The sequence below is a fragment of the Janthinobacterium sp. GW821-FHT03A03 genome (genome assembly GCF_059421435.1).
Genome location: NZ_JBWKUZ010000005.1, coordinates 283262 through 308937, shown reverse-complemented (window position 1 = coordinate 308937; position 25676 = coordinate 283262). Strand labels below are relative to the sequence as shown.

At 59.4% G+C, this 25676-nt stretch carries 27 protein-coding genes and 1 pseudogene; 11 read left to right on the top strand and 17 right to left on the bottom strand.

The window, feature by feature from the left end; genetic code table 11:
• Positions 1-286 precede the first annotated feature (286 nt).
• On the bottom strand, positions 287-2554 hold the full coding sequence (locus tag AC07VI_RS13765; RefSeq protein ID WP_086144848.1) for a carboxy terminal-processing peptidase: 2268 nt from the start codon (positions 2552-2554) through the stop codon (positions 287-289).
• Between the two features lie 566 nt (positions 2555-3120).
• On the opposite strand from AC07VI_RS13765, the gene AC07VI_RS13760 reads away from it, so the two are divergent.
• Complete coding sequence (locus AC07VI_RS13760) at positions 3121-5109, top strand: methyl-accepting chemotaxis protein (protein ID WP_492994742.1); 1989 nt, start codon at positions 3121-3123, stop codon at positions 5107-5109.
• Between the two features lie 33 nt (positions 5110-5142).
• Positions 5143-5415: a putative signal transducing protein gene (locus AC07VI_RS13755; protein ID WP_086144847.1), complete on the top strand. Its 273-nt coding sequence runs from the start codon at positions 5143-5145 to the stop codon at positions 5413-5415.
• A 1-nt stretch (position 5416) separates the two neighbouring features.
• Here the strand turns inward: AC07VI_RS13755 and AC07VI_RS13750 are convergent, their stop codons facing one another.
• A complete protein-coding gene (locus AC07VI_RS13750) occupies positions 5417-5965 on the bottom strand; it encodes a thymidine kinase (protein ID WP_086144846.1) in 549 nt (182 codons plus the stop codon).
• 310 nt (positions 5966-6275) lie between these two features.
• Between AC07VI_RS13750 and AC07VI_RS13745 the strand changes: the two genes are divergently transcribed.
• On the top strand, positions 6276-7667 hold the full coding sequence (locus AC07VI_RS13745) for a pyridoxal-phosphate dependent enzyme (RefSeq protein ID WP_413465893.1): 1392 nt from the start codon (positions 6276-6278) through the stop codon (positions 7665-7667).
• Entirely contained in the window at positions 7664-8845 is a 1182-nt protein-coding gene (locus AC07VI_RS13740; RefSeq protein ID WP_086144844.1) for a trans-sulfuration enzyme family protein, read from the top strand. Before AC07VI_RS13745 ends, AC07VI_RS13740 begins: the two co-directional genes overlap by 4 nt.
• A 169-nt stretch (positions 8846-9014) precedes the next feature.
• Here the strand turns inward: AC07VI_RS13740 and AC07VI_RS13735 are convergent, their stop codons facing one another.
• Positions 9015-11234: an acylase gene (locus tag AC07VI_RS13735; protein ID WP_492994746.1), complete on the bottom strand. Its 2220-nt coding sequence runs from the start codon at positions 11232-11234 to the stop codon at positions 9015-9017.
• Positions 11235-11249: 15 nt separating this feature from the next.
• Positions 11250-12086: a hypothetical protein gene (locus AC07VI_RS13730; RefSeq protein ID WP_086144842.1), complete on the bottom strand. Its 837-nt coding sequence runs from the start codon at positions 12084-12086 to the stop codon at positions 11250-11252.
• A gap of 119 nt (positions 12087-12205) precedes the next feature.
• Between AC07VI_RS13730 and AC07VI_RS13725 the strand changes: the two genes are divergently transcribed.
• From AC07VI_RS13725 to AC07VI_RS13700, 6 genes are all read left to right on the top strand, one after another.
• Entirely contained in the window at positions 12206-12652 is a 447-nt protein-coding gene (locus AC07VI_RS13725) for a DUF2939 domain-containing protein (RefSeq protein WP_086144841.1), read from the top strand.
• A 127-nt stretch (positions 12653-12779) separates the two neighbouring features.
• Entirely contained in the window at positions 12780-13280 is a 501-nt protein-coding gene (locus AC07VI_RS13720) for a DUF2939 domain-containing protein (RefSeq protein ID WP_157792275.1), read from the top strand.
• 108 nt (positions 13281-13388) lie between these two features.
• Positions 13389-13601, top strand: coding sequence for a hypothetical protein (locus AC07VI_RS13715; RefSeq protein ID WP_086144839.1), 213 nt, complete (start codon positions 13389-13391; stop codon positions 13599-13601).
• Positions 13601-13990, top strand: a complete 390-nt coding sequence (locus AC07VI_RS13710) for a nuclear transport factor 2 family protein (RefSeq protein ID WP_492994749.1) — start codon at positions 13601-13603, stop codon at positions 13988-13990. Before AC07VI_RS13715 ends, AC07VI_RS13710 begins: the two co-directional genes overlap by 1 nt.
• Before the next feature lie 326 nt (positions 13991-14316).
• The gene (locus AC07VI_RS13705) at positions 14317-16041 is read left to right on the top strand and encodes a methyl-accepting chemotaxis protein (RefSeq protein WP_086144837.1); all 1725 of its coding nucleotides are present in this window, start codon (positions 14317-14319) and stop codon (positions 16039-16041) included.
• A gap of 284 nt (positions 16042-16325) precedes the next feature.
• Positions 16326-16676: a hypothetical protein gene (locus tag AC07VI_RS13700; RefSeq protein WP_492994751.1), complete on the top strand. Its 351-nt coding sequence runs from the start codon at positions 16326-16328 to the stop codon at positions 16674-16676.
• A gap of 165 nt (positions 16677-16841) precedes the next feature.
• Here the strand turns inward: AC07VI_RS13700 and AC07VI_RS13695 are convergent, their stop codons facing one another.
• The 11 genes and pseudogenes from AC07VI_RS13695 to AC07VI_RS13645 form a co-directional block, all read right to left on the bottom strand.
• On the bottom strand, positions 16842-17204 hold the full coding sequence (locus AC07VI_RS13695; protein ID WP_086144836.1) for a hypothetical protein: 363 nt from the start codon (positions 17202-17204) through the stop codon (positions 16842-16844).
• A gap of 94 nt (positions 17205-17298) precedes the next feature.
• A complete protein-coding gene (locus AC07VI_RS13690) occupies positions 17299-17850 on the bottom strand; it encodes a hypothetical protein (RefSeq protein ID WP_086144835.1) in 552 nt (183 codons plus the stop codon).
• 175 nt (positions 17851-18025) lie between these two features.
• Positions 18026-18448 (bottom strand): hypothetical protein, encoded by a 423-nt coding sequence (locus tag AC07VI_RS13685; protein WP_086144834.1) that lies wholly within the window; start codon positions 18446-18448, stop codon positions 18026-18028.
• A gap of 212 nt (positions 18449-18660) precedes the next feature.
• The gene (locus AC07VI_RS13680) at positions 18661-18951 is read right to left on the bottom strand and encodes a hypothetical protein (RefSeq protein ID WP_139842429.1); all 291 of its coding nucleotides are present in this window, start codon (positions 18949-18951) and stop codon (positions 18661-18663) included.
• A gap of 46 nt (positions 18952-18997) precedes the next feature.
• Positions 18998-20160, bottom strand: a pseudogene (locus AC07VI_RS13675) (IS30 family transposase).
• A 141-nt stretch (positions 20161-20301) separates the two neighbouring features.
• On the bottom strand, positions 20302-20724 hold the full coding sequence (locus AC07VI_RS13670; protein ID WP_139842428.1) for a hypothetical protein: 423 nt from the start codon (positions 20722-20724) through the stop codon (positions 20302-20304).
• A gap of 28 nt (positions 20725-20752) precedes the next feature.
• Complete coding sequence (locus tag AC07VI_RS13665; RefSeq protein ID WP_157792277.1) at positions 20753-20899, bottom strand: hypothetical protein; 147 nt, start codon at positions 20897-20899, stop codon at positions 20753-20755.
• Between the two features lie 40 nt (positions 20900-20939).
• The gene (locus tag AC07VI_RS13660; RefSeq protein ID WP_086144832.1) at positions 20940-21557 is read right to left on the bottom strand and encodes a hypothetical protein; all 618 of its coding nucleotides are present in this window, start codon (positions 21555-21557) and stop codon (positions 20940-20942) included.
• Positions 21558-21928: 371 nt separating this feature from the next.
• Positions 21929-22192 (bottom strand): hypothetical protein, encoded by a 264-nt coding sequence (locus AC07VI_RS13655; RefSeq protein WP_099420385.1) that lies wholly within the window; start codon positions 22190-22192, stop codon positions 21929-21931.
• Between the two features lie 90 nt (positions 22193-22282).
• Positions 22283-22684: a ribonuclease E inhibitor RraB gene (locus AC07VI_RS13650; protein ID WP_086144830.1), complete on the bottom strand. Its 402-nt coding sequence runs from the start codon at positions 22682-22684 to the stop codon at positions 22283-22285.
• A 671-nt stretch (positions 22685-23355) separates the two neighbouring features.
• A complete protein-coding gene (locus AC07VI_RS13645) occupies positions 23356-23619 on the bottom strand; it encodes a hypothetical protein (protein ID WP_139842427.1) in 264 nt (87 codons plus the stop codon).
• A 233-nt stretch (positions 23620-23852) separates the two neighbouring features.
• On the opposite strand from AC07VI_RS13645, the gene AC07VI_RS13640 reads away from it, so the two are divergent.
• Positions 23853-24167, top strand: coding sequence for a hypothetical protein (locus AC07VI_RS13640; protein ID WP_157792278.1), 315 nt, complete (start codon positions 23853-23855; stop codon positions 24165-24167).
• 371 nt (positions 24168-24538) lie between these two features.
• Here the strand turns inward: AC07VI_RS13640 and AC07VI_RS13635 are convergent, their stop codons facing one another.
• Together AC07VI_RS13635 and AC07VI_RS13630 are read right to left on the bottom strand one after the other, a co-directional pair.
• Positions 24539-25078, bottom strand: coding sequence for a GNAT family N-acetyltransferase (locus tag AC07VI_RS13635; RefSeq protein ID WP_099420386.1), 540 nt, complete (start codon positions 25076-25078; stop codon positions 24539-24541).
• 12 nt (positions 25079-25090) lie between these two features.
• Positions 25091-25564 carry a nucleoside/nucleotide kinase family protein gene (locus AC07VI_RS13630; RefSeq protein WP_492994757.1) on the bottom strand — a complete coding sequence of 158 codons (474 nt, stop codon included), beginning with the start codon at positions 25562-25564 and terminating at the stop codon, positions 25091-25093.
• Positions 25565-25676 lie beyond the last annotated feature (112 nt).

The following is a 25676-nucleotide window of genomic DNA, read 5'->3' as shown; positions in this document are numbered from 1 at the left end:
CCGATGCCGATACGGGTCGCACCTGCCCGCCGGCCATGGAATGCATCGAATGCATTGCGCCAACGCATGGCGCAACGGCCAGCAAGGGCAAAAAAAAGCCCGCTGCAAAGAGCGGGCTGAATCTATTTTCTTGGAGGAGAATAGAGGAGACAGATGCATTATGCTGCGTCGCGGCATATCAATCCAATTGATTGTTGGAATGATAGAAATACGCAAAACAGATAACTGATCAGGGCAAAAAAAAACCGGCTCCGCAAGGAACCGGTTTTTTACTACGTGGCAAACCTTACTTCGCCGCCGCCACCGGCGTCGCCTTGGCATCGGCAGCGTATGGCAAGACCTTCGCCGCCAGACGCGTATCGGCCTTGATCAGCGCCACTTCGTCGGCCAGGATGCGCGCCGCTTCGTTCAGCAGCACGTCCTTGGCGCTCTTGGCGGCCGTCTCGGCGTCGAGCTCGGCGCTCAGGGTCCGCTCATCGCCCTGCAAGCCGTCGTCGGTGCGCAGGGCGCCCTTCACGGCGGCAATCTGCCTGGCCGTCTTGTTGGCCGCTTTCGCGCCCTTCAGCACATCTTTCGGATCAGGAATCACCACCAGGTCGTCGGCAGGATTCGAAATCTGCGCGATCAGGCGTTTTTCGCGGGCCTTGGCGCGCGCATCCTGGGCATCGCGCTCCTTGCGGCGCACGGTTTCGTTGAGCGAAATCTGGTTTTCCTTGCGCTGCTTGACGACCAGGGCGATGTCATCCTGCAGGTACTGGAAATCCTTGTCCTTGGCCACGCGCGCCTCGTGCTTCTTGTCCAGCAAGGGCACGATCTCCTTCAGGTCGCCCGTCGGCATGTACGGCGCCGGCTTGATGGCTACCCACGGCAAGGCATTGTCATAGCTGGACTCGCCGAAATTTTCCGTGTCCGACATGGCCGGCAGCTTGATGTCGGGCGTGACGCCGCGCAATTGCGTGGTGCCGCCATTGATGCGGAAAAATTGCGCAATCGTCATTTTCAGCTCGCCGTAGCGGGCCTTGTCGCTGCCGCCGAAACGGTCGAGATTGAACAGGGTCTGCACGGTGCCCTTGCCGAAACTGCCTTCGCCAATGATGACGCCACGGCCGTAGTCCTGGATGGCGGCGGCAAAAATTTCGGAGGCGGAAGCGGAACCGCGATTGATCAGCACGCCCATCGGGCCATCCCAGGCCAGGCCGGCACTGTTGTCGCTTTCGATGTCGACCTTGCCTTCGGCATTGCGCTGCATCACCACGGGACCCTTGTCGATGAACAGGCCCGTCAAGTCGACGGCTTCGATCAGGGAACCGCCGCCATTGTTGCGCAAGTCGATCAGGACATTGTCGACCTTGTCTTTCTTCAATTCGCCCAGCAGGCGGGTGACGTCGCGCGTGGCGCTCTTGAAATCCTTGTCGCCGCGCTGGCGCGCCGCAAAGTCCTGATAGAAGGTCGGCAAGGAAATCACGCCGATGCGGCGCTTGACGCCGTTTTCGCGCACTTCGATCACGGATTTCTTGGCTTCCTGGTCCACCATGCTGATTTTCTTGCGCACCAGCGGCAAGACCACGTGCTTGGCGTCCGGACCGGCATCGGCCGGCAGCACATCGAGGCGCACGACGGAATCCTTGGTGCCGCGAATCAATTGCACTACGTCATCAATACGCCAGCCCAGCACTTCCGTGATGGGGCCCTTGTCTCCCTGCCCCACGCCGACGATGCGGTCGCCCACCTTCAGCTTGCCCGACAGGCCGGCCGGACTGCCCGGCACGACTTCGCGCACCACCGTGTACTCGTCGCGCGTCTGCAGCACGGCACCGATGCCCTCGAGCGACAGGCGCATGGAGATGTCGAAGTTATCCGAGGCGCGCGGCCCCAGGTAATTGGTATGCGGCTCGATCGACATGGCATACGCGTTCATGAAGATCTGGAACACATCTTCACTGTTGAGCTTGCGCGAGCGCGTGGTGTAGCTTTCATAGCGCTTGTCCAGGGTTTCGCGGATGGCCTTGTCTTCCTTGCCCGCCAGTTTCAGGCGCAGCCAGTCATTCTTGACGCGCTTGCGCCACAGGTCGCGCACTTCCTCGTCGTTTTTCGGCCAGGCGGCTTTTTCGCGGTCGTACTGATAGCTTTCATCGGCCGTGAAGTCAAATTTGGTTTTCAGCAATTCCCGCGCATACGCCATGCGCTCGTCGAAACGCTGCTGGTACAGATTGTAGATGGCGAACGGCGCGGTCAGGTCTTCGTTGATGATGGCATCGTCGAGCTTGCTGCGCAGCGGCGCGAAACGGTCGATATCGGCTTGCACGAAGAACAGTTTTTCCGCGTCCAGCGACTTGAAATAGCGGTCGAAGATCTTTTCCGACATGGCGTCGTCGAGCGGCGTGGCCTTGTAATGGACGCGCGTCAGGACGCGCGACGCCCACAGGGCGGCCTGCGTCTGCTGGGCCAGCGGCTTCATGGGGGGCGGAGGAGTGGCGCTCTTGTCCGTCTGGGCTGCGCCCGCCTGGGCGGACAGGGCAAGCACCAGGGTGACCAGCATCATTTGCTTCTTCATCGGCTACTCCGAAAATTAGTTAGATCAATTCCAGGCGGCGCAGATCGAGGCACGCGCCAGCCGGCAAGACAGTAAGGGGAATACACGACTGGTCTGCATATTATTCTACAGGATACGGACAAGCAGTCTCCCATGGAATATCAGTTTCTTCCCAGAAGCTTAAACGCGGATTAAGGCCGATGTTTCATTCATTACAAAGTGAAACATTCGTGAGGACTTGTCCGCATCCAGGCCTGCCGCCTGCCAGCGGCATACTCCGGCGCCGGAAAAAGTCCCGACATGCGCGCAAAAGTCAATGCAGCATCTTCGCCAGGCTTGATCAAAGTGACGTTTTTTCACATATTTATCATTCCTGCGGGAAACACTTAGTAACAAAACGCAAGCTCCATGCTATCATCGCGCCCTGATTCGCCGGCTGTTGATACTGCCACAGCCCAGCCTTAAGCCCTTTCCCGCCGCACCAGCTTCCGTAGATTGCCCTTCTCCCATTGCCTGCCTTGCCGGCGGCGATGCGCCAGGCGTGTGCGCGCTGCGCAGCCTACCCGAGACTTGATTCGACTATCGTTATGCAAAAATTCTCCTTTCATCCACGCCGCTGTAGCGTCGGCGGCAAGATCACCATCTTCACCTTCGCCCTGGTCAGTCTGATCCTGGCCAGCCTGACGGCCTTGATCAGCATCAGCACATCGCGCGTGCTGGAACAGCGGGCCGAAGCGGCCGTCATAAGCGAGCTCGACAGCGTGATGACCACCACCGAAGTGTTCCATACGGCCATGGTCAACGAGGCGGCGAGCTTCGCGCGCCTGTTCGCGGCGGAATTTTCCGCGCCGTTCACGGTCGACACCAGCGCCCTCGTCTCCGTGGCCGGCAAGGCCACGCCGACGCTGAGCAATGGCGGCAAGGTGCTGAACCTCGACACGGCCCTGGTCGACCGCTATACGGCCCAGACGGGCGCGATCGCCACCATTTTCGCCGCCGACGGCGAGGAATTCGTGCGCGTCAGCACCTCGCTGAAGAAGCAGGACGGCACGCGCGCCATCGGCACCCAGCTCGACCATAACCACCCCAGCTACGCGCCGCTGCGCGCGGGCCAGCGCTTCATCGGCATGGCCACCTTGTTCGGAAAGCAATATATTACCCAGTATGATCCCGTGCGCGACGCCTCCGGCAAGGTGGTGGGCGTGCTGTTCATCGGCCTGGACATCAGCAAGAATCTGGCCATGCTGAAAGAAAAGATCCGTCAGGTCAAGATCGGCCAGACCGGCTATATCTTCATCGTCGACACGGCGCCCGGCGCCGGCTACGGCCAGCTGGTGCTGCATCCGAACAGCGAAGGCAAGAGCGCGCTCGACTTCAAGGCCAGCGATGGCCGCCTGTTCATCCAGGACATGCTGGCGCAGAAGAACGGCGCCATCCGCTACACCTGGACCGCGCCGGGCCAGACGGACGCAACCGCGCGCGAAAAGCAGCTCCACTACCGCCAGTTCAAGGACTGGCAATGGATCATCGCCGGCGGCACCTTCACGGATGAAATCACGCTGGAGGCGCGTCAACTGCGCAACCAGCTGGCCCTTTCCGGCTTCATCGCCCTGCTCGCCTTTGCCCTGCTGCTGTACTGGCTGGTGCGCGTGCTCGTCTCGCGCCCGCTGGCACAGGCCGAAGCGGCCGCCGCGCAGATCGCCGGCGGCGACCTGACGGTGCAGCTGCACGCCAGCAGCGAAGATGAGATCGGCCGCCTGCTGCGCGCCATGAACCGCATCAGCGACAATCTGTCGCAAGTGGTGGGCAAGGTGCGCGGCAGCGCCGGGCAGATCGCCACGGCCTCCGGCGAGATCGCCAGCGGCAACCTGGACTTGTCCAGCCGCACCGAGCAGCAAGCCAGCTCGCTGGAGGAAACGGCCGCCTCGATGGAAGAACTGAGCTCCACCGTCAAGCAGAACGTCGATCACTCGCAGCAGGCCAGCCGGCTGGCGCGCGAGTCGTCGACCCTGGCCGCCGAAGGCGGCGCGGCCGTGACGCAGGTGAGCGACACCATGCAAGCCATCCGCAGTTCATCGAAGCGCATCGCCGACATCATCGGCGTCATCGACGGCATCGCCTTCCAGACGAATATCCTGGCCCTGAACGCGGCCGTGGAAGCGGCCCGCGCCGGCGAGCAGGGCCGCGGCTTTGCCGTCGTGGCAACGGAAGTACGCACCCTGGCGCAGCGCAGCGCGGCGGCGGCGAAAGACATCAAGGACCTGATCCAGGCGTCCGCCGGCACGGTGGACCTGGGCCACGCGCAAGTGAGCCAGGCCAGCGCCACCATGGACACGGTGGTGGCCAGCGTGCGGCAGGTGAGCACCATCATGGCGGAAATCGCGCAGGCGAGCGACGAGCAGCGCAGCGGCATCGAGCAGGTCAACCAGGCCATCGCCCAGATGGACCAGGTGACCCAGCAGAATGCGGCCCTGGTGGAAGAAGCGGCCGCGGCCGCCGACGCCCTGCAGGAGCAGGCGCAGGAGCTGACGCAGGTGGTGGGCGTGTTCACGCTGCAGGCGCCAGCCGGGTGCTAAGATGGGGAGGCATCCACCTTGCCAGGAGACACCATGCACGACGACTATGTTTTGATTGCCCGGCTGATGATACCCACGGATGCGCACGTCATCCGCGGCTGCCTGGCAGCGGCCGGCATCGACGTCATTCTTGCCGATGAGCAGCACATGCAGGCCAATTTGCTGCTGGCGCCCGCCATCGGCGGCGCCCGCGTGCTGGTGCGCGAAAAAGACTTGCCGCGCGCCAATGAGGTGCTGGCCGCCTTCGAGCGGGGCGATCTGGCGCTGGCCGATGATGCCGATGTGGGCGCGCCAGCGCTGGATTAGCTCAGGAGTAGAAACAGCGCCCGCAGGCCTGGCGGTAACTCTCGTTGCCGCCAATACTGATCTGCTCGCCTTCCTTGATGCGGCGGCCCTGCTCGTCCACGCGGATGTTCATCGTGGCCTTCTTGCCGCAAGTACAAATATTCTTCAATTCCTCGATATCGTCGGCCAGCGCCAGCAGATAGGCCGAGCCGGGGAACGGTTCGCCCTTGAAATCCGTGCGCAAGCCATAGCAGATGACGGGCACGCCCTTCACTTGCGCCAGCTGGTGTAATTGTTGCACTTGCGCCGTGCTGAGAAATTGCGCTTCGTCAACCAGCAAACAAGCCACCTGCGGAATATCGGTGAGGAAATTCGTATCGGCATGGAAGATATCGACCTGGCGCTGCGGCCCCAGGCGCGAGGTGACGCGCCCCACGCCATAGCGGCTGTCGATGGCGGCCGTGTACAGGCGCACCTGCTGGCCCTGCTCTTCATAGTTGTGCGCGACCTGCAACAAGGCCGTCGACTTGCCCGCGTTCATCGCGGAATACCGGAAATAAAGTTTTGCCACTGCCGCCTGCCCTGTCTGTCTGGTTTTTCAAAGATACTGTTCCGTATCTTTTCGAGGCGTGATTATAAATCGCCAAGGCAAGCTTGCGGCAGCTTAATACATGTGCCGACAGCGCGGCATGGCGCAAAAAAACGGCGCATACTGGAACGATGCAAGCCGCTCTCCATCGCTTTTCATATGCGCCAGCCGCATATGCAAGCATTAAAACATTCGTTCGCAGCCCATGTCCGCCAGCCTACACTCCGGCCTTTTGCACGGAAAGCGGCTCGGGACATAATCCCGGGCGGCTGTTTCGCTGACAGGAGCCACCATGAATGACCGAATGCCCTCCCCCTCCCGGCCGCCGGCGCTGTACAAGCTGATCGGCAACACCCCGCTGGTCGAAGTGACCAGGCTGGACACGGGCCTGTGCCAGCTGTTCCTGAAACTGGAATCGCAAAATCCCGGCGGTTCCATCAAGGACCGCATCGGCCTGTCCATCATCGAGGCGGCCGAAGCCGACGGCCGCCTGCAGCCGGGCGGCGTCATCGTCGAAGCGACCGCCGGCAACACGGGCATCGGCCTGGCCCTGGTGGGCCGCATCAAGGGCTACCGCGTGATTCTCGTCGTGCCCGACAAGATGTCGACGGAAAAAGTGCTGCATTTGAAGGCGCTGGGCGCCGAAGTGCACACCACGCGCTCGGACGTGGGCAAGGGCCACCCCGAGTACTACCAGGATTACGCGGCGCGCCTGGCGCGCGAACTGCCGGGCGCCTTCTTCGCCGACCAGTTCAACAATCCGGCCAATCCGCTGGCCCACGAAACGACGACGGGACCGGAAATCTGGGAACAGAGCGGCCATGACGTGGACGCCATCGTCGTCGGCGTGGGCTCGTCCGGCACCCTGACGGGCCTGACCCGCTACTTCCGCAAGGCCCAGCCGAAGCTCGAATTCGTGCTGGCCGACCCGCAAGGCTCCATCCTCACCGAATACGTCGAATCGGGCAAGGTCAGCGACACGAGCGGCTCCTGGGCCGTGGAAGGCATCGGCGAAGATTTTATCCCGGCCATCGCCGACATGGACAGCGTCACCAAAGCCTACACCATCAGCGACCAGGAAAGTTTTGATTCCGCGCGCGCCCTGCTGCGCGCCGAAGGCATCCTCGGCGGTTCGTCCACGGGCACCTTGCTGGCCGCCGCCCTCAAATACTGCCGCGAACAGACCACACCCAAGCGCGTCGTCACGTTTGTCTGCGACACGGGGACGCGCTACCTGTCGAAGGTCTACAACGATGGCTGGATGCGCGACCAGGGTCTGCTGCAGCGCGCGCGCTCGGGCGACTTGCGCGACCTGATCGGACGCCGCTACGACGAGGGCGACGTCGTCAGCGTGGCGCCCGGCGACACCCTGCTTACGGCCTTCAACCGCATGCGCGCCAGCGACCTGGCCCAGCTGCCCGTCATTGATGCAGGTCAACTGGTCGGCATTATCGACGAATCGGACCTGCTGCTGCACGTTTCCGGCGACGCCGCCCATTTCGCGGGCCTGGTGGGCGCCACCATGACGACGCAGATCGAAACCCTGGCGCCATCGAGCGGCTTGCCCGCCCTGCGCGCCACCCTGGACCGGGGCTTGACGGCCGTCGTCGCCGACGACAGCGCCTTCTACGGCCTGATCACCCGCTTCGACCTTCTCAACCACTTACGCAGGACTTTATCTTGAGCCAAGACACCACCCGCAAGCGCCATCTGGCCACCCGCGTCATCCACGCCGGCCAGTCGCCCGACCCGTCGACAGGCGCCATCATGCCGCCCATTTACGCCACCTCCACCTTCGTGCAGGACAGTCCCGGCGTGCACAAGGGCCTCGATTACGGCCGCTCGCACAATCCCACGCGCTGGGCGCTCGAGCGCTGCGTGGCCGACCTGGAGGGCGGCAGCGCAGCGTTCGCGTTCGCCTCGGGCCTGGCCGCCATCTCGTCCGTGCTGGAATTGCTGGACGCGGGCAGCCACATCGTCGCCGGCGACGACATGTACGGCGGCACGTATCGACTGTTTGAACGCGTGCGCCGCCGCTCGGCCGGCCATGCATTCACCTATGTCGACCTGACCAATCCCGAGAACCTGCTGGCCGCGCTGCGCCCGGAAACGAAGATGGTGTGGGTCGAGACGCCCACCAACCCCATGCTGAAACTGGCCGATTTGCGCGCGATTGCCGACATCTGCCGCGAACGGGGCATCATCGCCGTGGCCGACAACACGTTTGCCAGCCCGCTGGTGCAGCGCCCTTTGGCACACGGTTTCGACATCGTCGTCCATTCGACCACCAAGTATTTGAACGGCCACTCGGACATCATCGGCGGCATCGCCATCGTCGGCGCGGAAGAACGCCAGGCGGAATGGCGCGAGCAGCTGGGCTTTTTGCAGAACTCCGTGGGCGCGATTGCCGGGCCGTTCGACAGCTTTCTGGCTTTGCGCGGCATCAAGACGCTGGCCATCCGCATGCAGCGCCATTGCGCAGGCGCACTGGCCCTGGCGCAGTGGCTGGAGCAGCAGAAGGAAGTCAAACAGGTGTTCTATCCGGGCCTGGCCTCGCACCCGCAGCACGCGCTGGCGCAGCGCCAGATGGATGGCTTCGGCGGCATCATCTCGATCGACCTGGCTACCGACCTGGCGGGCGCGCGCCGTTTTCTGGAACGCTGCGAAGTGTTTGCCCTGGCCGAAAGCCTGGGCGGCGTGGAAAGCCTGATCGAGCACCCGGCCCTGATGACGCATGCGAGCATTCCGGCCGACCAGCGGGCAAAACTGGGCATAGGCGACGGCTTGATACGGCTGTCGGTGGGGATCGAGGATATCGAGGATTTGCGCCATGACTTGCGCACGGCGCTTGATGCGATATGAAGGGAGAGGTGTCGGATTACGCGGCGTACCGCTGCTAATCCGACCTACATGCTGCGGCATGACTTGCGCACTGCACTCGACGCGATCTGATATTTCAAATCAACCCAAGACCAGAACTACTGGGGTCGTACCCTGAGGGTACGACCCCGGCTTTTGCTGTGGGGCTTCCTCACTCCCCCGGCCGGTACCTGCGCTCCAGGTGCTTCGCCACGTCCTCGGGGTAGAACAGCACCTGCTTGAACTCGCCCCGCGCATACATGGCCGCCTGGTCCCGGAAGTGCGGTGATTGCGGGTCGCCGCTCTGGCCGCCGGCGAGGATGCTTTTGGCCCTGATGCGCGGACCGAATTCCACGGCCGCCACAAAGCTGTTGCCGCGTTCGCCGTAGATGCGTTTCGTGCTGCTCTTGCCGCTCTGGCCATACGCGGCCAGCGCGCCCCAATTACCCGATGCGTAAGGCACGGGCAGGCTCGCTTGCGCATCGTCAAACGGCTGCACCACATCGCCCGTCAGGCGCTGGAAGCGGTTGATCTCGCCCCACGGCGTTTGCCAGTGGCCAAAATCGCGCTGCAGCTTATCGGCCGCACTGGCCAATGCCGCCAGGCGCTGCACCGCCGTGACATGCTGCGTCGCCATGAAGTCGACCACGGGCACGCCCTGCTCCCTCGCCTGCTTGCCCGTCAATTCCGCCAGTTCCTGGCCCCAGAACACGGCCAGCGAGGTGGCGGTGGACGTGAGCGCATAGCGCCAGTCCCAGGCCCGCAGCAGCGCGATCTTGTCGGCCAGCGCCAGCTGTTGCGCGTCGCCAGCCGGCAGCGCATCGTAGGCCGCGAACAGCGGCGGCAGCAGCGTTTCGAAGGCCGTCAGTTCGCTGTCGTAGGCGGCGGCGATCAGGCTGTCGAGCGTGAACCCTGTTTTATTCTGAAAAACCTTGACGGCATGCAGGCCGCGCGCGTTTTCGCCATACACGGACATGTAGGCGGGGTAATCGCCCTGGCGCGGGCTGTCGGCGCCCGCCGCCGAATACGGCCAGTTGTTCGTATTCTGTATCCAGCCATTCTTCGGATTGAACAGGGTGATGGTCTGCGCCACCGTGTGCAATCCTTTCCATTCCGTGGCCGGGTCGCTGCCGTCGACGGGCTGCTTCCAGTTGAAGCGCGGGTCGCGCACGGGGATGAAATTGCCGTGGAAATAGGCGATATTGCCGTCCGCATCCGCATATACCGTGTTGTTCGAGGAATTGGTGCGCAATTCCATCGTCTTGTAAAACGCCGCATAATCGCGCGCCTTGGTGCGCGTGTACGACTGCGTCAACGCCTTCAACGGCGAATGCATCAGCCGTACTGCCACCCATTTACCGTCCTGCGCGCGCACGATGGGGCCGTGGTGGCTGTAGTAGACGGTGATGGTTTTCGAGCCCATGCCGCCGTTCGCCAGCTTGTACGGCACGGTCATCGGCACGGCTTTCAGGGGGCGCAGACCGCCGTCATAGCGGTAGTACCATGCGCCGTCCTGGTCGACGATGCTTTCCAGGTATTCGTCGATGACGTCGCCGCCGCCCGAGGTATGCATCCAGCCCAGGCGTTCATTGAAGCCCTGGTAGACGAAGAACTGGCCCCAGGTGACGGCGCCGTAGGCGTTCAGGCCTTCGCCGCTGGTGACGTGCACCTCGGGACGGAAGTAGAACGAGGTGTGCGGATTGATCATCAGGAGCGCATGGCCATTTTTCGTGATGTCGGGCGCGATGGCGAAGCCGTTGGAGCCGTTCGGCTCCGGCTCCAGGCCTGACGCCAACCCGGTTTCCAAGCTGGCCAGCGCCACGGCGGCGGGCGCGGCCTGCTGGCCGTAGAACGCTTCGAGCTGCGCCAGGCTGACCGATTCGATATCGCCGCCGATGCTGCCTTCGCTGAAACTCAAGGCCATCCACGGTTCGAAATGCGCGATCAGCCGCGGTTTGACGTGCGGATGCGTGGCCAGGTAAAAATTCAGGCCATCGGCAAACGCGTCCATGAGTTTCTGCAGCCACGGCGGGCTGGCGCGGTACTGCGCCTGCAGTTCCAGCGGATCGATGAAGAGCTTCATGCGCAGGTCGCGGTACAGCTCCCGCTCGCCCTCGACTTCCGCCAGCCGCCCCATGGCATTGATATAGTTCAATTCCACGCGGGGAAAATCATCCTCGGCCTGCGCATACATCAGGCCGAAGACGGCATCGGCATCGCTCTTGCCCGTCACGTGGGGGATGCCCCAGGTGTCGCGCGCGATGCTGACGTTGGCGGCCTGCGCCTGCCAGCGGGCCATGTCCGTGGCAGCAACGGCGGGCGCCGCCAGCGCGGGAGCACTGGCAACGATGCCGCAGGCGATGGCGGCGAACAAGGCATGGCGAACTGGCATGAACTACTCCAATGGTCAGGATGCGTCGATGAGCGTTGCAATCCGCTGGTTCAACTCCGCATTTTCCGCCTGCAGCTGCGCCACCTTCTGTTTCAGGCTGGCGATCTCGCCGCGCAGGCGTTCCGCTTCGGACGGCGTTTGCGCCGCGTTGTCCGCCCACGGTTCGTTGCCCGTTTCCGGCGTATCCTGCGACACGTGGACTTTCGGCTCGCGCGGCGTGCGCGTGGCGGCGCGCTGTTCGCGGATTTCCTTGGCCGCCTGGCGCAGCAGTTTTTTGCCGCCGGCGACGGCCGCCACCTGTTCTTCCGGCGGCAGCGACGCCACGGTGGCGGCCGCATTGATGGAAATCGTGCCAGAACGGACGGCCTCCACCAGCTCCGGCGAAGCCGCTTTCTGGATCTTCTCGATCTGGCTGATCTGGTTGCTGCTCAGGCGCGCCGCCTTGGCCACCTCTTCGCGCGTGCTCATGGGCGGCTTGGGCGCGTTTTCGCCTTCGGGAGCGTCTGCCGCGCTGACGGGCGCCGGGCTGCGCGCGGCGACGATTTCCTTCTTGCGCAAGGCCAGCACGCCGCGCTGGAAGTCCGACACGCTGCGGCGCGCCAGGTGATTGTCGATCATCCACAGCATGACGTCGTCGAGCGAGCTGAAACTGGTGTTCTGGATGGTCTTGAATTCGATGCCGTGCTGGCGGCAGATGGCGTAGCGGTTATGCCCGTCGATCAGCACGTCGTTCCACAGCACCAGCGCGTCGCGGCAGCCTTCGGCCAGCAGGCTGCGCTCGAGCGCCGCGTACTCGCTGGCGGTGAGCGGGTCGATATACGACTGCAGCACCTGATTGATAGTGATATTCATGGTTGTCCTCAATAATACAGCTGGCGGCGCGATGGTCCGCGCCGGCACGAATGCTACACCATCCGCCGCCCCTGGCCGGGTAAAATCACGGCGGCACAGCTCAACCCAGGATACAGACCATGAAAAGAAAGTACGCCACAGCGATCATTTTTGCCGTCGCCGCCATCGGCTTTACCTGGGTCAGCCCCTACATCGCCATGTACCGCATCAGCATCGCGGCCAAATCCGTGCGCCTGGAAACCCTGGCCCAGCACGCCGACCTGCCCGCCATCCGCGCCAGCGTGGCGCGCCAGCTGCAGGCGGGCGGCGAGGCGGCCGATGCGGAGGAACTCAAGGAAATGCTCGACACCATCGTCTCGCCGCCCGGCCTCACGGTGCTGATCCTGCACGGCAAGCAGGGCAGCGACGGCAAGCGCCACGACTTCGGCATGGCCTACCGCTCGTGGAACGAAGTGGTGCTGCGGCGCAAGGGCGCCGGCCCGGCCGCCAGCCAGTTCCTGCTGCGCCGCCACGGCATCTGGGACTGGACACTGGCGGACATCACCTTGCCGCCGGAACTACTCTGAAGAAACTTGATCTAAAACAACACTTACCTAAACCGCTATGTTGACTTTGGGAAATATTATGTAGAATGCCAACACTTCAGGCGCACCGGGTCGCCAGGCATCCGAGAGATTGCAGATGAAAAGAACGTTGCTTCTCGCCCTAGTGGCACTGGTCGCGCTGGCCGGCATTTTCTATGGCAGCCCGTATTTCACCATGAACAAGATTCGCACGGCGACCATGGACGAAGATACGCAAGCGCTGGCCGCGCATATCGACCTGGCCCAGCTGCGCGGCAGCCTGGGCAGCCAACTGCACGCCCTGTTCTCGGCGCCGGAAGTGGCGGAAGACATCAGCCCCGACGTCATCGACCCGCTGCTCGACACCATGCTGATGCCTGAAGGCATCGTTGCCTTGATGAAGCTCAATGACCGCTACGAAAAACCGATCGCCAAGGTCAGCGACATCAGCGGCCGCCAGCGCAACGCCAAGCCCGAATACAAGCTGCGCTACACATCGTGGGACAAGGTCGTCGTGCAGCGCGCGCACAGCAAGAGCCACATCGGCGAACTGACCCTGACGCGTGACGGCCTGTGGCACTGGAAGCTGGTATCGGTGGCGCTGCCAAAGAATCTGCTGGCCGACGCCTGACGCGCCGGGCGCTGTCGCGGCCCCGGCCCGCACGCGCGGCCATCGCGACACATGCGCACGCCCACGCAGCACTGCTATCATCTGGCTTTGATACGCATAGGAGGCCACATGACTGACCTGGTACAACACGCACTGGCCCACGCGGCCAAACCGCCCGCCACGCCGTGGGTGGTAACGCTCGTCAACGGTGAAAAACTGACGGGTCCCATCAGCGCCCTCGGCGACGGCTGCTACGCCATCGGCCTGGGCCAGATCAAATACTTTTCCAGCGACAAGGTCGCCTGCCTGAATGTCTCGGGCGCGGGCGCCTTTCCCATCTGATGACGGAGCAGGCAGAGCCGCACGTTTCGGATCTGGCTTTGCATCTGCAGGCGCTGGAAGCGGCGCTGCAAAGCCGGGCGGTGCGCGCCGACGGCGCCAGGCTGGCGGCCCTGCTGGCCGACGAATTCGTCGAATTCGGCAGTTCCGGCCAAGTCTGGACGCGCGCGGCGACCCTGGCGGACCTGCCGGCAGAACACTTCTGCCCGCGCAGCATCAGCGATTTCCAGGCCCGCTGGCTCGCCGGCGATGTTGCATTCGTTACCTACCGCTCCGTGCGTCACGCCAGCGGCGCCCTGCCCGCCGCCGCCAGCTTGCGCAGTTCGCTGTGGAAGTGGCGCGATGGCCGCTGGCAAATGGCATTTCACCAAGGCACGCCGGTAGCCGTCTGACGCCTTGCCGCGCCCACGCCAGCGGCCCGGCCGGCGCGCATCGGCCGCGGCCGCACAAACTGTCCATGGCATGAAGTTGTTTTTTGGCACGCAAAAATTCATTGATTTACCGAATTTTTTGTGCAACAATGATTTTAACAAATAAAACAAATAAAGAAATTAATTAATGGAATCGGTTTTTAGATAGCACGATCCTTGCACCACGAATCCGTGTTCAGGATAGAGAAGCACTGCGTAGGGCATGTCCCCGTTGCCAGGCAACATCCGGCCACCCGCCCCGCGCAAGCACACTTTCTAATCTTCATCACGTATTTGGGAGAGGCATCATGGATAAATTAACTGTTCGCACCCAGCTCACTCTGGCTTTCGGCCTGCTGGTCTTTTTCCTCATCGGCATCTCGATCCTGTCAGTGCGGAGCCTGTCCAACTTCAACACCAGTTTTGACAGGTACGTCAACGGCATCACCGCCCGCGCCAATACGGCGCACCGCGTGCGCGATGCGATCGACATGCGCGCCGTGGCGGCCAGGAACCTGGTGCTCGTTTCCAAGCCGGAAGACATGGAAATCGAACGCAAGCACGTCCTGCAGGCGCAGGCCGATGTCGTCAAGAACATGCAGCAGCTGCTGCAACTGGCGCAGGAGCCGGGCGTATCGGACGAAGTGCGCAGCACCATCAACAAGATCGACAGCATCGAAAAACGCTATTCGCCCGTGGCATTGGCCATCGTCGATCTGGCCTTGCAAAAGAAGAACGAGCAAGCCATTGTCAAGATGAACGAGGAATGCCGTCCGCTGCTGGCCGCCCTCGTCGCCGCCAGCGATGAGTATTTCGCGCTCACAGACCAGCGCTCCGCCCTCATCCTGCAGGAAGATAACGAACAGTACATTCTCAACAGAAATATCCTCATCGGCGCCAGCCTGCTGTCCATCGTGCTGGCTGCCCTGGCGGGTTGGCTCATCACGCGTCACTTGCTCAAGGCGCTGGGCGCCGAACCGCGCCAGCTGTGCGACGCCGTCAGCCTGCTCGCCGGCGGCGACCTGACAGGCAAACTGAGCGTCGCGCCGAACGATACGGCCAGCGTGCTGTCAGCGCTGCAGCGCATGCAGGTGTCGCTGACCTCGGTAGTCTCATCCGTGCGCCAGGATTCAGACACGGTCTCACTGGCCGCCGCGGAAATATCCACCGGCAATAACGACCTGTCGTTGCGCACGGAACAGCAAGCCAGCTCGCTGGAAGAAACCGCTTCCTCGATGGAAGAACTCACCAGCACCGTGCGCAAGAATGCGGACAATGCCCGCGAAGCCAATGTGCTGGCCAGCACGGCATCGGACGTCGCCAGCAAGGGCGGCGCCGTGGTAGGGCAAGTGATGGGCACCATGGACCTGATCAGCGAATCGTCGCGCAAGATAGTCGACATCATCAGCGTCATCGACGGCATCGCCTTCCAGACCAATATCCTGGCCCTGAATGCGGCCGTGGAAGCGGCGCGCGCCGGCGAACAGGGCCGTGGCTTTGCCGTCGTGGCGACCGAAGTGCGCGGCCTGGCCCAGCGCAGCGCCAGCGCGGCCAAGGAAATCAAGACGCTGATCGACGACTCCGTGAGCCGCGTCGATGCGGGTTCCAGGCTGGCGGCGCAGGCGGGCACGACGATGTCCGAGGTGGTCGCCAGCGTCGCCCGCGTCAGCAACATCATCGCTGACATCACGATGGCCAGCCAGGAACAATCCACCGGCATCGAGCAGATCAATCAGGCGGTGGCCCAGATGGACAGCGTCACGCAGCAAAACGCCTCACTGGTGGAAGAGGCGGCGGCGGCGGCCGAATCCCTGCGCGACCAGGCCAGCCACCTGGTGCAAACCGTGAGCATCTTCAAGACGCACGACAGCCAGGTGGCAGCGCCCGCCCCCACCCCGGCACGCGCCAGCGCCAAGCCGCTGCGCCTGGTACCGGCGCCCGCCAGCAGCCCCGCCAGGCGCCAGGCCGCACCCGCGAAACTGCGCGCGGTGCAGGCGGAAGCCGTGACGGCAGGCGACTGGGAAGAGTTCTGACGCGCTGCGGCCATGCGGGCGCGCATGCCTTGCTGCAACGACACATGGCAGGCAGCCGGCGCCGCGCGCCGGGAGGACCAGCCAGGTTCGCCTGCACGCGCGGCAGCGGTGCCCGCCCCCCAGCGGCGCAAGCTGCGCCAGTTTGGCTGGGCCGGCCTCGCCAGCAACAGGCTCGTCCCGCACCTAAGCCGGCCCGCCACAAGGCCGGCCGGCAGCAATTGCCCCACCAGCCAGAAATGGCACACACTCGGGCCAAGGCTGGAACGGATACAAAGTAAGGAGAGTTGACGCTGCGCAAGCCCGGCTTGCTCAGCTCTACGGCAACAATGACAGCGCTATGTCCGGCATCGTCGTGGCAGGCTGATGGAACCGGCAGCATGGACGCAGGTGGCTTTTTCGGAACAGAGCGTTTTGCGGAACTGGCGAAGGCTTGGAAAATAGTGAGTACTATCTCGGGGAATTACATGCGCGCTGATGGAGCCGGAATCGAAAACCGCCAGGCTAACTCAGCCAATAGCCCAAAAAACCATCATACATACCATCATTGGAGAAAAAGTTCTTCGATTCCATTCCGCCTGGAGCGGTTGATGGTGACTTCAGACAATCAATCTCGTACAGAAAACGTCAAATGGTAGTGCTCACGTTGAAGTTTTTTTCCTTTGTATTTTCGTCCCTGCAAGCATCGGCACTGAGGGAATACCTTCTTGAAAGGCATGGCCGAAAACTGCTGCGATTTTTTTGAGGCGGCGGTTTCTCTATTGCGGTGTCCGCTTACGCCCCAAAGCCGACACTCGCCTAACTTATGTCGAACACTGAGCCAGTTGGTCCAGTGCTCTCAACAAAGCCAACGATGCCGCAATTTCAAAGCTTCCCTCGTTCGAATCAATAGCATGTGATGACCCATCTACTATCCGAATCAGGAGACCTTCCGTGCTGTATGTACCAAACCTTGCGTGAGGCTGGAATTGTGCCTCGATGCCTCTGTAAACCGCTGCCTTAAATTCCTCAGGGATCCTTGTAGGCGAGACTTCCCATGTGAATGAAAGCGCCGTTTGCGCCGGTTCGACTGACAGGATTACGTGACCGTAGCGATGCATGCCGCCAACTTGTCGGACGATTAGCCCTTCTCCACGCAGTGGACCTTCAATCGCAAATCTCTTCATTGTTTAGTCACCATCGCCGTTTCCGCCACTCTGCAAAAGACCGCTCCTGGCCGGCTGCCGTCGTTGCCAGATTCTGCCCCGAACCAGATATTGCCTATGCTGAGGAGCATTCGACACCGCGCAAACGAAGCGAACGACAAAGCGTTTCCACCTTAATCTCATTGTCTTGCACGCTCACAAAATATCTTTCGTTTTGCAGAGCCTCAAATCCAGACGGCAGTGCCCAAATCGGATCAAGAGAATTTCTGACAGAGCCTTCTAAATAATAGTTAAATCCATCTATCGACTCGCGTTGGGAGTCATTGGCGAAGACGCAGTCGAACCCCTCAATCCATTTTGCGAACTGGGTACTCATTCCGTGCAGCCCCGGATACAGACGACGTAAAGGCGTCGGCAGAAATCGGACCTCGCCGATGGTCCAGATGACGTCGCGGCGAACCTTGGGAAGCAACACAGTCACCAGGGGCGAAGCATTGGCGTCAATCGCACCATCAGCGTGGTACTTGATCTCGCCGAAAGTCTTGAAGTGCAGAGCAGCGCCCCAGTCGGTAAGTGTAACGGCTGGGGGAACTGCGAGCGCACGAAACCATTCAAGTATTTCAGAGCATGCTTCTGGGCTAGCGGCGAATCGGTAAGTCGTAGCCATCTGAATAGAATCCTTTAACTAGATGATTCGGAAACGAATTCCTACGTCTGCTTGTGGCCGAACCAGGCCGTTCAGCTCAGCATAGCAGGTCGTCAGCACAAAAATCCAGCGCGTCCCACTACAGGCTTGATTCGACCCAAAGCCGCCGTACAAATGAAATGATAGCAGGCAAAGCTCAGTGCTTACGACGCCAGTCAAGGTATTCAAACTCGCTGTCGTCCCTGTCCAATTCCACGCGGTAGTAGGAACGCTTCGCCATCTCGCTAGGGGTATCGTGCCAGTAAAGTTCAGCAATCTTCTCAACTGTTAGACGTGCAAGTAACCGGTTGTAATAGGAGCCTGTAATCTCTCGAGCGCGCTGACTCGGCACCCCAAACCGTTTCTTTACCTCATCGATAGTTTGCTCTAGCAGATGCGGCATCGTGCATTCTATCGGTGCGTCCGAGTCACGAAAAGTGGTGACTGGTTGTTTTAACGCCGAGTCCAGAATGTATCTCGCTACGCTAGAACCAGAGTTGGTTGTGAGAACGAGTTCCCCCTCTTGCTCCAGCTCGACGAGAGACTGCAAAATCTTTTCTACGAGCTGCTCGTCGTCCATATAGAACTCCCGATAATTATGAATTTGCCGTCGGCCCGAAGCTGCCAGTCGGCGAAGGTCCGCTTTTGGCTGCGGATTCAATCGGTCAACGCAACTAGTTGTTTCTGGCCGTTTTCCGTCATTGGCAGGTTACGCCGCCATTGCGGACACTAACAATCGGCATAAACGCAACAACGAATTCGCGCGTTTAATTGCGACAGGTTATTCGGCAATCAGCCCCGGGGAATGAACCACACTTCCGTTCCTTTCGGAACATCATTTTTCGTAATATCTCTTGGTAAAAGGATTGGAGCCGTGATGACCATCTGTCTTGGGCGACCCAACATTTCCACACCTTGAATCACAGTTTCGAAGCTTTGCCCATCAGGCTTGCGCAACTGTAGGCGATCTCCAATTCGAAGCGGCTGCGCACCGGCCTCTCCAGAAGGGCCGGGAGCAAGCACGCATCCACGATTAGTTATCTGAAACGCGTCCTCGACTATAAAAAGTAGAATCGGCTCCATGTCGCAATCCCTTCTGTGTTGGTAATGTCCGCTTCTGGCTGCGGATTCAATCGGTCAACGCAACACACTGTTCAAATCGTTGAGCCGGTGTTTGGTAGTGTAGCGTCTTCCTGGGCCGCTCGTTGAGTCGTCTGGCTATTCCATCGAGTTGCTCTTGCGAATACGTGGAAATATCCAGCCCCTTGGGGAAATACTGGCGCAACAGGCCATTGGTATTTTCATTTGAACCGCGCTGCCATGGATTCTGTGGATCGCAGAAGTAGACCTGGATGTCGGTGGCCAACGTAAAGCGTTTATGCCCAGCGAGCTCGCTGCCACGATCCCAGGTCAGTGATTTATACAGTTCCTGGGGAAGCCTGCGGGCATTGTCGATCAATGCGTTAACCACTGTTTCGGTATTTTTGGCGGCGACTTTTATCAGCATGACATAGCGCGTCTGGCGCTCAACCAAGGTCACGATCTGGCTGTTGTGGCTGCCGCATAGCAGGTCTCCCTCCCAATGCCCGGGCACCGCTCGATCCGCTGCCGTCGCTGGACGCTCGCTGATCGACACGGCGTCGACAATTCTGCCGTGGTTGTCCGTCTTTTGGGTGTGATGACGTGAGCGGCGCATGGCGCGCGTACGACGCAAGTGCTCCAGCAGTTCCTTCTTTAAGGCGCCTCGGGCCTGGATATAGAGGCTGCGGTAAATGGTTTCATGCGACACGTGGCACTCCTCGTGGCGCGTGAACAGCCGCTTGAGCCAGCCAGCAATCTGTTCCGGCGACCACTGCAATTGGAGCTTGCTGGCAACCATGTTGGCCAGCATGCGGCTCTCCGTCAGCTTACAAGGTTTGGGGCGACGCGCCTGATCCCAAGCATGCTGATCCGCCTGAGTCGCACGATATGCTTCGCGGCCACCATTGCGCCTGAGTTCCCTGCTGATGGTCGATGGTGCGCGCCCAAGGCGCCGGGCAAGTGCGCGGATGGATATACACCGGTAACGATGGCGCGCGAGACTTCCTCGCGCTCGGCCAGTGTCAGCGCCAGTCTGGAACGGCTTCGCGGCGCTGGCCGTATACCACCAGATTCGGCCAGAATGCGCTGTATCGATGAGTGATTCCGATCAAACAGTTGGGCTATCATCTGCAGGGAATCACCTTGCTTCCAGCGCTCCCACATCAAGGCCTTCTGGCTCTCGGTGTAATAAATGCGTGGTTTCTGTTCCATCTTCAACACTCCTGTAACCTAGGCGTTTGGGTTAGAGTGTTGCGACCACCGATTGAATCCGCAGCCGGTTGCCGTCGTTGGTCGGTTACGCCCCGAAGCAGACATAGATCTGACGCATTCGACATATGCCACCGCAGCAGATTAACCGTCGTGATAAACAACGCCGTATGTGTCGAACATAGCTCCAGCTAGCTCGACCATGCTTAAGCCGCTGCGCTCCCAAAAAAACAGAAAGTACTCCAACTTGTCGTAAGGTGCTTCAGCGTCCATGCCGTGCAGCGCACAAATCGTGGTTCTGATACGCAACACCTCAGGGTCATCCGACATATCGCGTCCTCGGATGGTCTCCCAAAGCCTCACCCGGACAGCTAAGGCCTCGCTATCCGTTGCCGCGCCCTCAAGATATCGTTTAGCAGCCAAAACAGAAGACTGCGCGGTAACGGGTAGACATTCGATCACCCGAGCCAGGGCGTTAACCATAAAGCGTTGAGCATCACCGTGCTCTACCGGATCATCCAGATCAACGGTGGATGAAATAACATCAAAAGGATCACGGTGAGACATGCTGACTTTCTGAGTAAAGCTTAATTGGTCAATTGCCGACTGTCCGCTTCTGGCCGGTATCGGCCGCATGAATCTCCGCCGTTTCCTCGGCCGTGGGTGAAAAGCTCCACATGTTTCCCATTGCTTCGCGATTGATGTCGTCGGCATCAATTAACACCTCATCGTCTTGCGCCATTTCCAGTCATGCATTGACTGTCCTGCAATTCATCATGTCGTCATGCATCCCATGTTTTAAAAGCCGTCCATACCGAGCGCCATGCGCCATGCGGAAGTTTGGCCTGCATGGAAAGTGACAGTCCGCCGTCACCCATACGATCGCCTGGCTTCCATTGTTTATTCTTCAGACTAAGTGCCCGTGCTCTTCCCATGTCGACAGTTTTCATGTCTTTGATGTCATAGCCGACTTCCAATACGGGATGCAGCACTTCTCCATTAGCTGTCAAATATAAAGTATCGACATGGACCTTGGGTTTGTCAAAACGTTCGTAAAGCCTTGTTGCAGCGGATTTGAAACCCTGGCCAATGGCGATGCTGATGGTCGTTGGGCCATTGCAGCCCAGAAGCGAGGCAAGCGCCCAATAATCATGATCAGCCGTGACAAGCCTGGCCAAACAGCGTTCTATCCATGCCGATTCATCAGTTCTGAATTCTTTCCAGTATGGAGAAAACGAATTTTGCAGGTAGCCAACTTCGTGCAGCGCACCGACCAGGTTAATCTGCTTGTCCACGCAGCCAATATCTTGCAACAGATGGGCTGCGGCTGCGGCGACCGCATACTCGCCTTTGGCCATGGCCTTGTCTTCGAGTTTTTTCAGTTTGGTGTTAATACTCATTCTTTTCCTGGTGCGAACGATACCGCGTTCGTTATGGTTACTGGTGGCTCCTGGAAGCGGGAGCCGCGGCATGGCTCGCGTTGACGCAAGCTTGATCGCGCGCCCCTATAAACAGGCGGGGCGCCAACGCTCCATGCCGTCCTCTTCATCGAGAATGCTTAAAGTATTATCCAAAGTCTCCATCATTCCTTTTCTGTATCCTAGAAATATCAAAACCGATGTTGCGAAGGGCTGTTTCTGGCCGTTTTGCGCCCAAGAGCATAACAAGTTGCCAATCGGAAAAACTCACACATTGTCACATGCTGGTGCGAAGGCCCGCTATGGGGGGAGCTGCTCTTCGTTAAACGTCCGCTTCTGGCCGAACTCGGCCGTTACTCATCATATTCGTCGAGCAAAAGGAAGCGCTGCACTTCTTCATCGCCCGGCTGCCAGTCAGCACCACGTTCCTCGTAAATCTTTACTAGCCCCAGCAAAGTCAATGGGTCATCAGCGACAAAAATACCAGCGTCATCTTCCGCTTGATATTGTTGTTCAGCCGTCTTGTCTCGAGTTACCGCATAGCCAAGTTTGTGCAAGACTTCCAACGCAGGAGCAAGCGTGTTTCTAACTGCTGCAATTCGAATTTTATGTTGCATTTCAATGATTTCATCATCAGTACAGATGCATTTCGTGCCAAGGGCAGTCCGCTCTTGGCCGCAATGAAGCCGTCGGTCCCGCAATTTCCGCTATTTGACTCCGACGGCACCCCAGCCATCGTAATACCCGTTGCGAACTTCTGCCAGGGATTGCAGTGTGCGTGTAGTCGCCTGCATTGCTTGCAACTCTGGCACCATCTTGCGCTTGGCGTGAATTTCCCATTGCTTCGTGGTGGGCGGCTGGCCAACGCCTACAATCTCGTATCCCAAGGCACTGATTTTCTCCGCAGTGGCAACCGCGTCGTCCTTTCGTGTAAAGACAAGAAAGAAATCGATGTCGTGTACTTTGCTAACATCCGCGCCGTTCTGACGCAGAGTTTCTATGACCCGTGCATCCTGCTGTTCGGCAATTGATGTTTGAGCAATGACTGTCGATGCCGCAAACCATGCAGTTACCAACGTCGCGCAGGCTAACAGGCTAAGTGGTTTCATAGAGATGTGATCTTTCTTGATCTAGTATAAAAATGTGGTGAGCACATTGGCCAACGACAGCTGACTGTCTGCTTCTGGCCGATTGCAGCGTAGACCTGAACTGAAGAATCATTGGCTTCTCCATTGAATTCCTGGAGTTCTGCGCTGCAACGGTAACCAACACTTCAGAGTATTTATAGCAGCGCTCACCGTCAGTCCTTCGGCTATAAACCCGCAATGTTCATGTGCGACTATGGTGGCTTGTTCTTGTGCATCTATTTCAACTATAAGATTGCCGTAGTCTACGGACGCGCCAAGACACGCAACAAAAAGCTCTGAGCCGGGTTTAAGATTGAGATTCGAAAAACTAAGAACTTCAGCTTCGCTAACAGAACGAAAAGATGACCGAGTTGGCATATCTCCAAAACTTTCGAACTCAACATAGTAGTAGGTGTTTGGTCGCATTTATCGTGACAAAAATTTAGCCTAAGTGAACGTCTGGTAGTGGCCACTTGCCGCCGTTACCTAATTGAACCGCAGCCGACAAACGTCCCCGAGAATAGCAAATTGTCAAACGGAAAACTACACGTATTATCACGCCCGTGCAAATGACTCCCCACGCGCCAGACAGTCGCCACCATGTCGAAATGCAACCGGTAAAGCTGCTGCTAAGGTCGCCAGCACTTGGCCGGTTATCTGGCGCGTCCGCTCGAGCGTTTCCGGACAGCGCCCTGCGGCATGGGCAGCCTGGGCGGTAGCGGCGGGTCCGGCAGGTGCGCCATGCGCTCCAGGCAGGTTGCTGCGGCTGTTGCCACTGCTGCGCCCGATGCCTGCAGCAGCGCATAGCGTGCCGCTGGCCCTTCGGCCATGGCCGATGCGTGGCAGGTCAACCGGGCCAGCGCGCCAAATTCCGCGACCGTGATGGCGCTGCCGCTGCGGCAAAGCTCGGCCTCCATGCGGGATGCCGCCTGGCCGCGCAAGGCGTCGGCGACTGGCTGATCTCCCAGCGTTTTCCAGCCTTGTGCCGGGACACCTCGCGCCCGTAGCGATCAAACGCATCCTTGCACGTCTCTTCGACAACCTTCCTCTTGCCGTCCGCCAGTTGTACGCGCTGGCTTGCCTCCCATGCGAGAGCGGCCGCCCTGGTCTCGAAGCTTACGGACACACGAACGCCCTTGATCATGAGGCGATGCCGCCAAATTCTGCCATCCATGACCGGAGCTGCCATTTTGGTAAATCCATTGGTAAATTTTGGCAAATGGCAGCGGCATTTCGGTGTTTTATGCCGCATATTGCGTTTTGTACAGATGAAAAAAAACCGCCTTCTCCTATAAAAATAGAAGAAAGCGGCTTTTGTATCATAATGCGTTTTTTGTTCTTGGTGCCGGAGCCGGAATCGAAAACCGCTCTGTTAACTCAGCCAATATCCAAAAATACCATCATAAATACCATCATTGGAGAAAAAGTTCTTCGTTACCATTCCACCTGGAGCGGTTGCTGGTGACTTCAGACAAATAGTCTAGTACAAAAAACGTCAAATGCTAGTACTCGCGTTGAAGTTTTTTTGGCTTTGTATTTTCGTCCCTGCAAGCATCGGCAGTGAGGGAATACCTTCTTGAAAAGCATGGCCGAAACTACTGCGTTTTTTTGAGGTGGCTGCTTCTGTATTGCGGTGTCCGCTTCCGCCCCAAAGCAGACACTTTCCAGAGTCAACAGGATAGCTCGGGACATGGGAGCCCTAGCAACCAATTTCATCTGGCCGACGAATTCGAATACGTGTCCCTGCGCAAGCCTGTGGCTGCAGATCTGCGGGATGATTGCATGACAAAGTAATACTAACGACTCTTCAGTTACTCTGAAATACTTCCGGGAAAATCACAGCGCCGGTTTCATTGCCGTAAACAGCTTGACCGTCGCGTTGTAATACGCTGAACTCAATCCTTCGTAGCGCATGCCGATTCGTTCACATACGCCGATAGACGCAATATTTTCAGGATAGGTGACGGCGACCACTCGTTCAAGACCTTCACCGAATGCATGCTGTAGTAGTGCTGCCGCACTTTCGGATGCAAAGCCCTTGCCCCATGCTTTTGGGTGAAGTTGCCATCCAATTTCTGTGTCGTCGGGTGAGCATGATGCATTGTTTTCGAATGAAAATGGAATCGGCTTTAAAAATACGGTACCAAGCAAGGCTCCTGATTCTTTGGATGTGATGGCCCAGAAACCGTTGATCTCATGCCGCAGACTTTGCCACTGAAGGATTTTTTCCTCAGCCTCTGCTCGGCGTGCCAGAACTCGAGGGGAGAATCCGATGAAGCGTTGGACCTCCCATCGAGAGTACATGTCGAAAACGAACTCTACATCATCTAGCGTCCATGGACGTAGTATGAGCCGATCGGTGGTATGTGATTTCATAAGGTATTTCTTCTAACTGAAGCGTATCTGATTGTTGGCTGGTAGGGCTGTGCCTGTTGCACAGCCAACAACGGAAAGAACCGTCTCTGCTATTTCATGTGGCGAGCTCCCGGCGCATTCAATCACCGTGTCATCCACATTTGCATCGCGAAGAATTAAATCGAGCTCAAGGCTTCGTTGCAGATGCCATTGAAGCGCTTTCGAGTCGTTCTGATGCCGTACCTGCAAGCGCCGCAGTATCACTTCGGATGGGGCCATGAGCCGACAGATGAAGAGCGACTTGCCTCGCAGGGCTGCACGGTAACGCGCCGCGCTATTTACGCTCTCAATGACCCCGGCTATCACCAGGTATTGCGCCCCTGCACGTTCAAAGTTAGCGGCAAGTGCTGCCAAGTTCAATAGCTCAATTTCCAGGTTGAACGGATCGCGTGCCGACGCGGGCCAGTACTGCCGAATACTGTCTAAATCAATGACTGCATGGGGCATGGGGCGTGCTGCGCGCGGCAAGGCATGCCCCCAAGTGTTCGGCGGTGGTTGATTTCCCCACACCAACGGTACCGTTGAGGAAAATTGATTTCATATTTTCTTTTCTAAAAAT